11 protein-coding genes are annotated in these 9,228 nt (G+C 36.9%); 8 read left to right on the top strand and 3 right to left on the bottom strand.

Features of this window, described 5'->3' with window-relative positions; all coding sequences use genetic code 11:
• The 7 genes from R3333_RS09410 to pyrH all read left to right on the top strand — a co-directional run.
• The coding region (locus tag R3333_RS09410; protein WP_318958537.1) for a hypothetical protein at positions 1 to 913 on the top strand (913 nt) is incomplete at its 5' end.
• Positions 914 to 1,063: 150 nt separating this feature from the next.
• Positions 1,064 to 1,795: a hypothetical protein gene (locus R3333_RS09405; RefSeq protein ID WP_318958536.1), complete on the top strand. Its 732-nt coding sequence runs from the start codon at positions 1,064 to 1,066 to the stop codon at positions 1,793 to 1,795.
• 216 nt (positions 1,796 to 2,011) lie between these two features.
• Positions 2,012 to 2,467 carry a 50S ribosomal protein L13 gene (rplM, locus tag R3333_RS09400; RefSeq protein WP_318958535.1) on the top strand — a complete coding sequence of 152 codons (456 nt, stop codon included), beginning with the start codon at positions 2,012 to 2,014 and terminating at the stop codon, positions 2,465 to 2,467.
• A gap of 5 nt (positions 2,468 to 2,472) precedes the next feature.
• On the top strand, positions 2,473 to 2,859 hold the full coding sequence (gene rpsI, locus R3333_RS09395) for a 30S ribosomal protein S9 (protein WP_318958534.1): 387 nt from the start codon (positions 2,473 to 2,475) through the stop codon (positions 2,857 to 2,859).
• A 114-nt stretch (positions 2,860 to 2,973) separates the two neighbouring features.
• On the top strand, positions 2,974 to 3,744 hold the full coding sequence (gene rpsB, locus R3333_RS09390; protein ID WP_318958533.1) for a 30S ribosomal protein S2: 771 nt from the start codon (positions 2,974 to 2,976) through the stop codon (positions 3,742 to 3,744).
• A 28-nt stretch (positions 3,745 to 3,772) separates the two neighbouring features.
• Entirely contained in the window at positions 3,773 to 4,591 is an 819-nt protein-coding gene (tsf, locus tag R3333_RS09385; RefSeq protein WP_318958532.1) for a translation elongation factor Ts, read from the top strand.
• A 181-nt stretch (positions 4,592 to 4,772) separates the two neighbouring features.
• Entirely contained in the window at positions 4,773 to 5,477 is a 705-nt protein-coding gene (pyrH, locus tag R3333_RS09380) for a UMP kinase (RefSeq protein WP_318958531.1), read from the top strand.
• A gap of 254 nt (positions 5,478 to 5,731) precedes the next feature.
• On the opposite strand, the gene R3333_RS09375 is transcribed toward pyrH, so the two are convergent.
• Positions 5,732 to 7,375: a DUF6909 family protein gene (locus R3333_RS09375; RefSeq protein ID WP_318958530.1), complete on the bottom strand. Its 1,644-nt coding sequence runs from the start codon at positions 7,373 to 7,375 to the stop codon at positions 5,732 to 5,734.
• Between the two features lie 172 nt (positions 7,376 to 7,547).
• Between R3333_RS09375 and frr the strand changes: the two genes are divergently transcribed.
• On the top strand, positions 7,548 to 8,111 hold the full coding sequence (gene frr / locus R3333_RS09370) for a ribosome recycling factor (protein ID WP_318958529.1): 564 nt from the start codon (positions 7,548 to 7,550) through the stop codon (positions 8,109 to 8,111).
• A 70-nt stretch (positions 8,112 to 8,181) separates the two neighbouring features.
• Here frr and gldC read toward each other — a convergent pair whose 3' ends face one another.
• Entirely contained in the window at positions 8,182 to 8,529 is a 348-nt protein-coding gene (gene gldC / locus R3333_RS09365) for a gliding motility protein GldC (protein WP_318958528.1), read from the bottom strand.
• 1 nt (position 8,530) lies between these two features.
• Positions 8,531 to 9,115, bottom strand: a complete 585-nt coding sequence (locus R3333_RS09360) for a hypothetical protein (protein ID WP_318958527.1) — start codon at positions 9,113 to 9,115, stop codon at positions 8,531 to 8,533.
• Positions 9,116 to 9,228: the final 113 nt, after the last annotated feature.

Below are 9,228 nucleotides of genomic sequence, written 5' to 3'. Positions count from 1 at the left end.
AATCACAGATGAGCAAGGCAATGTAATTATTTCTTACCTACAAGGAAAAGGAATGAAAAAGGATAATTACGAACAGTTTGTGATGAAAATTGACAATGAGGGTCAGACTGTTTTTAATGAAATGTACGGTGTAGGTATTTATAACGTTGCAGGTAAAATTAAAGTGTTCAATGAAGATGTTGTACTCTTTGGTCAATACTCTGATAAGGGTGCTCGACCAGATGGTGTCTTTTTGAAATCTTACAATAAAAAAGGTGACGTTGTCAAGGATATTAAATACAACTGGTCTAGAAAGATTAGTCCGAAAATTTCAACAACCATAAAAAATAACGACGACAACATTAAAGATTCTCCTCAATTCATTATTAATGATGTCGTAAGATCTGGTGAAGGTTTTAAAATTATCACAGAAACTGTAAAGTTAAGTCCTTCTGTAGGAGGATCTGCAACTATAGGAGCAGGTGGAGGAACGGCGTTTACGATTAATACGGCGTTTAGATTTGGATCTTTTGTCATCTTAGAAATTGATGAACGACTTGCCCTTAAAAATGTGCAAGTGGTAAAAAATAAAGCCAACAAAATTGTTGTGGAAGGAGTTGCAACAAGTGTTACCCAGCTTAGAGGTTTACTAGAAGCATATAAAATGAGTAACTTCAAATATGTAACTGAAAAAGATGGAGAAATGATCTTAGTATTCATTCAAAGAAAAGGAATGTTTAGTTCTTTGTCTTTATGTGCCGCTACCATTTCATCAGATAAAGATTATTTAGAGAACGAATTACCTGAGGATGCCTTAGGTGATTTAGGAAGAATCTACTATTTCGATGCTTTGCCAAGTGATGATAGTAATAAGGTGACATACTACTATATGAAGAAAGACCAATTGGTATTCTCTCAAATTGAATTGTTATAAAACTGAAGGTATTCATTATGGTAATGTTTTTTACTGAGCTTTGTCATATATTATACAGAAGCGTCATCTCTTTGAGGTGGCGCTTTTTTTGTTAAAATGCAAGGCTGAAAAATATTTTTCGTGTAACTTGTTATCATAAAACCTAATATCATGAAAAAACTAATCATTTTCACACTACTATCTTTTACATTTTCCATTTCTGCCCAAGAGATTGGTGTTAGGACGTATTGGTCTGTAGCTCCCTTCCAGACTCCCATTCAAAAAACGAAAGGTGAGAAAATTGGAAAAACGGAAAGAGGAGACTTCTATAAACAGAATGAAACGGGGCTCTCTATTTATTTTCAAACGCCTATTTCCAAATCTAAAAAGTGGAGTTTGCTAGCGCAATATTCTCATGCTTTTCAAGTGAATTTTAAAAGTGTTAGGTATGACCACGATTTGTCTACTACTTCAAGTGACAATCCAGCACTTACAACAGAAACCGTTTCAGTAAATAAATCAATGATTCAATGGGGGGTGGCAAGAAACATTTCTATCCAAAAATTAGGAATAGATATATCTCCAAGAGTTTTATTAACGGGAAAACATTACCCTTCCAAAAATTCCTATCCACTAACGTCAGGAAATGTTATGTTAAATCTATCTTCAGGTAATACTTGGCTCAAAGCGAACATAGGTACAACCATTAGTAAAACTTTTAAATCACATTTTAGAGTTGGCTTTTCTTTAGACACTGATTTTTTCGACAGGGCTGAATATACATCCTATGAAAGTAATGCTGGTGTTAGACAAGATTTATGGTTCCACCACCTTTTCGTAGATAGTGGAACGATTACGATCCATAACTTAATGATGAGCCTAAGCATTGGTTATAAGTTCTAAGGATTCTTATTTTGAAAAAGTTAGGGCGTCACCTCTTTGAGGTGACGCTTTTTTGTTTAGTTTTGTTCAGTCTCAAGTGAGCAAATAAACAATAAATCAATCCTTTATCAATCTTTTCCACCGAGGACTTGTGAATAAAATTTACTTGTACTATCTTTGCAGCCCCGTTTCAAGTATGGAATGGGGAAATTGTCTTATTTAATAAATTAAAAAAGAGTGGATACATTAAGTTACAAAACAGTATCTGGTAACAAAGAAACTGCTGATAAAAAGTGGTTGTTAGTAGATGCAGAGGGACAGACTTTAGGTCGTCTAGCAAGTAAGGTAGCGAAGTTGATCCGTGGTAAACACAAGCCCAACTTCACTCCTCACGCAGATTGTGGTGATAACGTAATCGTTATTAACGCAGAGAAAATCGTACTTTCAGGAAACAAGTGGTCAGACAAAACTTACATCCGTCACACAGGCTACCCAGGTGGACAGCGTTCATTAACTGCAGAAGAGTTAATGGCTAAGCGTCCTATCCGTATGGTAGAGATGGCTGTTAAAGGAATGTTACCTAAGAACAAATTAGGTCGCCAGTTGTACAGAAATTTAATCGTGGTTGAAGGTGCTGAGCACAAGCATGAAGCACAGAAGCCAGCGAATTTTGATCTTGAATCATTCAAATAAGAAAAATGGAAGTAATTAACACATTAGGAAGAAGAAAAACTTCAGTAGCTAGAGTTTACCTTACTAAGGGAACTGGAAATGTTACTGTTAACAATAGAGATTACAAGGAGTTTTTCCCAGTAGCTGTATTACAATCTAAGATTGTTCAGCCGTTTGAATTAACTGAAACTGTTGGACAGTATGACGTTAAAATCAACGTAGCAGGTGGAGGAGTAAATGGACAAGCAGAAGCTATCCGTTTAGGTATCTCAAGAGCTCTTGTAAAAATTGATGAGGAAATGAAGCCAGCATTGAAAGCTGAAGGTTTAATGACGCGTGACCCAAGAATGGTTGAGCGTAAGAAGCCAGGTCAGCCGAAAGCTCGTAAGAAATTCCAATTCTCGAAACGTTAATCGAAGATTATATTTTGGCGCTTGTTTAGCATCTAAGTTCTTGAGAACCCTTTCTTTCATTAGAAACCCTCAGGCCCTGATACTAAAGGAACGTAAACAATAAAGAAAATTAAAATGTCAAAAGTAGAATTTAAAGATTTATTAGACGCAGGTGTACACTTTGGACACCTTAAAAGAAAGTGGAATCCAGCGATGGCTCCTTACATCTTTGCTGAGCAAAAAGGTATCCACATTATCGATTTAAATAAGACAATTGCTCACTTGGATCAAGCGTGTGCAGCAATGAAGCAAATTGCTAAGTCAGGAAAGAAAATTTTATTCGTTGCTACTAAGAAGCAAGCGAAAGAAATTATCGCTGATAAAGTTAGCACAGTGAACATGCCATTCGTTACTGAAAGATGGTCAGGTGGTATGTTAACTAACTTCGCTACAACACGTAAGTCAGTTCGTAAGATGACATCTATCGACAAAATGAAGACAGATGGAACTTGGGATACACTTTCTAAAAGAGAGCGTCTATTCAAAACACGTCAGAGAGAGAAATTAGAAAAGAACTTTGGTTCTATCGCAGATATGACTCGTCAGCCAGCAGCGATCTTCATCGTTGATGTATTGAAAGAGCACATTGCGTTGAAAGAGGCGAAGCGTTTGAATATTCCAGTATTTGCTATGGTAGATACTAACTCAGACCCACGTCCAGTTGATTTCGCTATTCCATCTAACGATGATGCAACAAAATCTATCTCTATCATTATGGATGCTGTTACATCTTCTATCAAAGAAGGTTTAGAAGAAAGAAAAGCTGCTAAGAAAGAGGCTCCAAAAAAGGAGACTGCTAAAACTGAAGCTCCAAAGGCTGCAGCAGCAAAAGAAGAAGAAGAATAAAATACTAATTGAATAAAATTTTTTACACATGGCAATTACAGCTGCACAAGTAAAAGAATTAAGAGATAAGACAGGAGCTGGGATGATGGACTGTAAAAAGGCATTATCTGAAGCAAATGGAGATTTCGAACAAGCAATCGACATCCTTCGTAAGAAAGGGCAAAAAGTTGCTGCTAAGAGAGGTGAAAACGAAGCTAAAGAAGGTGTTATCTTCGCTGAGTCTAAAGGAAACGTTGGTTACATGTTACAGTTGAACTGTGAGACTGACTTCGTTGCTAAGAATGATGACTTCAGAAACTTTGTTACTTCTATCTTAAACATCGGTATGGAAAACGGTGCTTCTTCAGTTGAAGAATTGAACGCTTTGAAATACGATGATAAATTAACAGTTGCTGAGAAAATTACTGAGCAAGTTGGTGTAATCGGAGAGAAATTAGATTTATCTAACTTCGCGAAGGTTGAAGCTGCTGAGGTTGTAGCTTACAACCACCCAGGTAACCAATTGGCTACTTTAGTTGCTTTGAACAAAGAAGGTAATGCAGAAGCTGGTAAGCAAGTTGCTATGCAAGTTGCGGCAATGAATCCATTAGCGTTAAACAAAGATGGAATCGATGCTGAAACTGTTGCTAGAGAATTAGAAGTTGGTAAAGATTTGGCGATCCAAGAAGGTAAGCCTGCTGAAATGGCTGAGAAAATTGCTCAAGGTCGTTTAGGTAAATTCTTCAAAGAAAACACTTTGTTGAGCCAAGCTTCTATTAAAGATAACAAGCAATCAGTAGAGCAGTACTTACAGTCTATCGATAAAGACTTAACTGTTACTGAATTCAAGCGTTTCTCTTTAAGCTAAGAAAAAGCTATTCAAAATATAAAAAAGGCTGTCCCCTAGGGATGGCCTTTTTTGTTTCTGGTAAATTGTATGAGACGCATCCCGGATAATCGTCAACCAGAAATCTCTCCGCTATTTTTTATACAAAAGCTTGTTTTTTCATACATTTTAGAAGTATTTTTGTCCAAATCAAAAGGAATAGATGCAGTACAAAAGAATTCTTCTAAAATTGAGTGGTGAAGCACTCATGGGTGATAAGCAGTTTGGTATTGATAACGATAGAATTACGCAATACGCAACGCAAATTAAAGAAATCGTAGACCTAGGTGTTGAGGTAGCCATAGTAATTGGTGGTGGTAACATCTTTAGAGGAGTTCAAGCGCAACAAGGAGGTATGGATAGAACACATGGTGACTACATGGGAATGTTAGCTACTATGATCAATGCCATGGCGCTTCAATCTGCTTTAGAAGCACAAGATATTAAGACGCGTTTACAATCAGCTATTGAAATGAAAGAGATAGCAGAGCCTTACATTCGTCGTAAAGCAGTTCGTCACCTTGAAAAAGGTAGAGTTGTAATCTTTGGAGCAGGAACTGGTAACCCATTCTTTACTACAGATTCTGCAGCTTCTTTAAGAGCGATAGAAATTGAGGCAGATGTAATCTTGAAAGGAACTCGTGTAGATGGAATTTACACAGCTGATCCAGAGAAGGATGAAAATGCAGAAAAGTTCGATAACATTAGTTTTGACGATGTTTACGCGAAGGGATTAAACGTGATGGATATGACAGCCTTTACTTTATGTAAGGAAAATGATCTTCCTATCGTTGTATTTGATATGAACACTCCTGGAAACTTGAGAAAAGTTGTGGAAGGTGATCAAGTAGGAACACTTGTTAATTAAGAATTAAGAATTAAGAATTGCGAATGAAGAATTAATTCTCGTTCAAATGTATATAGAGCCACTCTTTTTTGAGTGGCTTTTTTTATGTTCAAACAGGGGGAGAAGTGGCAGCTTACTTTGGGCAAGGTTTAGCAGCACTTAAAAGTTGGGGTACGACCAGCGGAAGTGCACAAAATATTTAGTGATACTTTGCCATGCGTGAAGTACCTAGAACGGATGGCCCGGCGGTTTGCCAATTAAATATAAGGAAAGTCTTACCTCAAGATTTGTTGCAGTATTTTTTTAGTAATGATATAAGTTGGTTTTACACCCGTTAATCCCAATCCTCCAGAGGCAAGGGTAGAGCCCGTTTTTAGAGGGTTATCTGACGCGTAATAAGCGTATCTTACTGTAACACCCTCGCTAATACTTTTTCGAATCTTAGAAGCGCTCTGTATGGCCTTTTGATAGTGTGCGCCTTCCATTTCTAAACCTATCATGCCCCAAGTGGAAGTTTTGAAATATTCTAATACATCTTTGTTTTGTAAAGAGGTTCCTAACACGGTAATCATTGGACCGCATTGTACCTTCAAATCTTCGTGCTGAAAATCGGAAAGGTGAAGTTCGTTTTGGAAAGGATAATTGTCGGCCGTACCTTCAAAGACATGAGCAGTAGGTAACATTATATCTCCTTTGTCTCCCTCTAAAATACCTGCTTTACCCATAATAGAAATGGATTCAACTTTTAGTTTGATTTCTTCTTTTTCAAGTCTTAAAGGTTTTAACAATTCGTCCATACTTTCGTATGCTTGTTCACCAAAGGCGTAGTCCATAACCAACAATACGGCATTACTTGCTTTTGATTTTTCTAAGTAACTATGGTTAAGGTTCACTTGAGCAAGATCTATGATTTGTACATCTATATTGGTTCCCGTATCGTCTTTGATAAAATGTAAGCCGTGTTGTTTTGCATAGCGCATAACCTTTTTTCTGTCTGCCTTGTTTTCTGTCTGACTCAATTGCTGAAAACAATCCATGGCATTTTCAGTTTGCATGCTTTGCTTTCCATAGAGGTAATTCATTACACTGTGCATGTTGGCAGAGATAATATGAAGAGGCCTGTTTAATAGCTGTAACTCTTGTAATTTTTGTTTCAGTTTCGTTGCCCAGATATCTCCGTAGATATGATGCCCTATGCGTTGTCTCAAAGTTTTGGAAAAGGTAATTACACGCTTGTCTTTGTTTTGGATTTCATCCAAAGCTAGTTTTCCCAAACCATAGATTAAATGAAGAAAGCGGTGCGGATGATGTTCATTGGCAAATTGGAGGTAAACATTTTTAGTTTCTGTAAAACTTCTTCCTATAATGGTAGAGGTATGAATAAGTGCGAGTTCAATTTCCTCTTCAGTCAATTCTGACTTTTGCAGGGCTTCTTCTAGTTTTTTCCACTCGCGTATAGTGTCCTTTTCATCTTCTCTTAGCACATGGTGCGCTATTTTATGCGACTCTATAAAGAGAAAGGTAAGGTGGGTGAGTATATCGTATACATCAGATCTACCGCGGGTAATTTCAATATTGATTTGTTCTTCGTCTAAGAGGTAACATTTTCTTCTACGTTTAGGAGGAATGATTACTGGAATGTGTGTGTCTTTATAGCCTTCGTCAGAAGTTAAATGGATGAATTTACAATTTTCTATGCCTTCAGGTAAACGGTCGAGCACATAGAACAAACCGTTAATTTCTAATTTATCCTCAGCGATGGCACCATAAATTTCAGGTTGGAGTTCGAGCAAGGCTTCACGCAGGGTTTTCCCAGAAACACCCATGGGTTTGTAAAAACCACGGTTCATTAAATGTCGCATTGTAATGTATAATCTTCCGATGGCATTACTGGCCACTCTTGCTTTGCTTTTATCCATAGTCTTAAAATAATAATTCTGCAGCTATATACTGTGAAAGAAAGATGAACTTATCTTAAATTTTTTTGCGGGTTCAATTTCCTTTTATATCAACGAAAAAGTTTAGGGGAACCATATCCTAAGCAAACATTAATTATATTTGTTACTTATTTTTGTGAAAACAATTTGAGACATGACTGAGGAAGTACAAATGGCGTTCGATGAGTTTAAAGGTGCGAACGAAAAAACAATAGAACATTTAGATAACGTATTATTGAAAATACGTGCAGGTAAAGCAAATCCATCTATGTTGCAAAGTGTAATGGTAGATTACTACGGTTCTCCAACACCATTGGCGCAGGTAGCAAACGTAAGTACTATTGATGCAAGAACCATTACTGTACAACCTTGGGAAAAAGCAATGTTAGACGAATGTTCGAGAGGAATTATCAATGCGAACTTAGGATTGGCACCGCAAAATAACGGAGAGATGTTGATTATCAGTGTTCCTGCGTTAACAGAAGAAAGACGTAAAGATCTTTGTAAAAAAGCAAAAGCTGAAGGTGAAGACGCTAAAGTAGGTGTGCGTAACAATAGAAAAGACGCAATGGATTTCATTAAGAATCTTAAAAATGACGGACTTTCTGAAGATGAAGCAAAATCAGCAGAAGATCAAATTCAAACCATTACTAACCAGTACGTGGCGCGTATTGATGATAAAGTAGCGTTGAAAGAGAAAGATATCATGACTATCTAATAGATAGTAAAGACATAAAAAAAAGGCTGTCCAATTGGATAGCCTTTTTTTATGGTAAATAATGTATAACCTATTCTGGTAAGATTTCCATTTTTTGTGCAAAGTGGTAACAGTAATCACGTAAATCTTCTGTAATTAAGTTTTCACCTGTTGCACGCTCAAATGTGTCTGCCATTGTCAATAAAGTCTGGTGGAAGAATTGTTTCATTTCTTCGATGGACATATCCTTGGTCCACAAATCAATTTTCATGGTGTTTTTTTCCTTCGGATCCCATAAAGAAAGTAGCATTGCGCTTGCTTCTTTGTCCATCACATTTCCATCCTCAGCGTTCCATTTCATACGCACAGGAACGTTGTTCTCATTGGTTCCAACGTCTACTTTAATGCTCGACGTTTTTACTATTTTATCTTCTGACATATTATTTTGTATCGTAAGATTGTAAAATCTTGTTGTAGTCTATTTCTAATAATTGAGGCAAAGATACATCTTCATTTTTATCCATGAAGGATTTTACCATTTGCCATCCTAAAAACTGTCCCATTCTGTCGGGAGAGTCGTCTGGAAGACCAACTGTATACGGACCTTCATTCAATAAATTGGCCTTATCTCTTTCAGTATTGTCAAACAACAATTTCTGATCTACTAAATATTTCCAGAACATCCCTTCGTGTTCACGAGCGTATTTTAATTCTTCTGTAGTATAACGCATGATGTCTTCGTCTTTAGCTTCTGGGAAGGCAGCTTCTACACAATAGATTACCTTACCTGCGTGTATGATGTTCTCGATAAGCTTTCCGGTTGGAACTTTGAAAATATTCGCTTGTAACCAAGCCTGTACAACATCTCTTGGAATATAGCTCTTCACCATGCGTCTACGTTGCCATGCGTAAAGATTATCCGTAGGAATGTTTTTAATCATTTCGTTGTCTTCTCCTAAATAGAACTCAAGTCCAACAGAAATAGCGCTATCAGAAGCATGAACTTTAGCGAAGAGATTGTTCATCCAAATCAATTCGGTGGGTAGTGGGGCTTCTGGTAAGTGTTATTTAACATGTTTAAAGCATTCATTGATTTTTTTTTCAAGAAGCTGAATATCAAACGCTTGCGCTTTCTCTT

It is taken from the genome of Lishizhenia sp. (assembly GCF_033720595.1).
GTDB lineage: Bacteria > Bacteroidota > Bacteroidia > Flavobacteriales_D > Crocinitomicaceae > Lishizhenia.
The sequence above is the reverse complement of the archived record's forward strand: the minus strand, read 5'-3'. Positions and strand labels throughout refer to the sequence as shown.

Bases quoted from the DNA above. Each gene is read 5' to 3' on its own strand.
- gldC (WP_318958528.1), bottom strand. From the start codon at position 8,529: ATGTCAGAAGATAAAATAGTAAAAACGTCGAGCATTAAAGTAGACGTT.
- rpsB (WP_318958533.1), top strand. From the start codon at position 2,974: ATGTCAAAAGTAGAATTTAAAGATTTATTAGACGCAGGTGTACACTTT.
- R3333_RS09375 (WP_318958530.1), bottom strand. From the start codon at position 7,375: ATGGATAAAAGCAAAGCAAGAGTGGCCAGTAATGCCATCGGAAGATTA.
- rpsI (WP_318958534.1), top strand. From the start codon at position 2,473: ATGGAAGTAATTAACACATTAGGAAGAAGAAAAACTTCAGTAGCTAGA.
- R3333_RS09405 (WP_318958536.1), top strand. From the start codon at position 1,064: ATGAAAAAACTAATCATTTTCACACTACTATCTTTTACATTTTCCATT.
- tsf (WP_318958532.1), top strand. From the start codon at position 3,773: ATGGCAATTACAGCTGCACAAGTAAAAGAATTAAGAGATAAGACAGGA.
- pyrH (WP_318958531.1), top strand. From the start codon at position 4,773: ATGCAGTACAAAAGAATTCTTCTAAAATTGAGTGGTGAAGCACTCATG.
- R3333_RS09360 (WP_318958527.1), bottom strand. From the start codon at position 9,115: ATGAACAATCTCTTCGCTAAAGTTCATGCTTCTGATAGCGCTATTTCT.
- frr (WP_318958529.1), top strand. From the start codon at position 7,548: ATGACTGAGGAAGTACAAATGGCGTTCGATGAGTTTAAAGGTGCGAAC.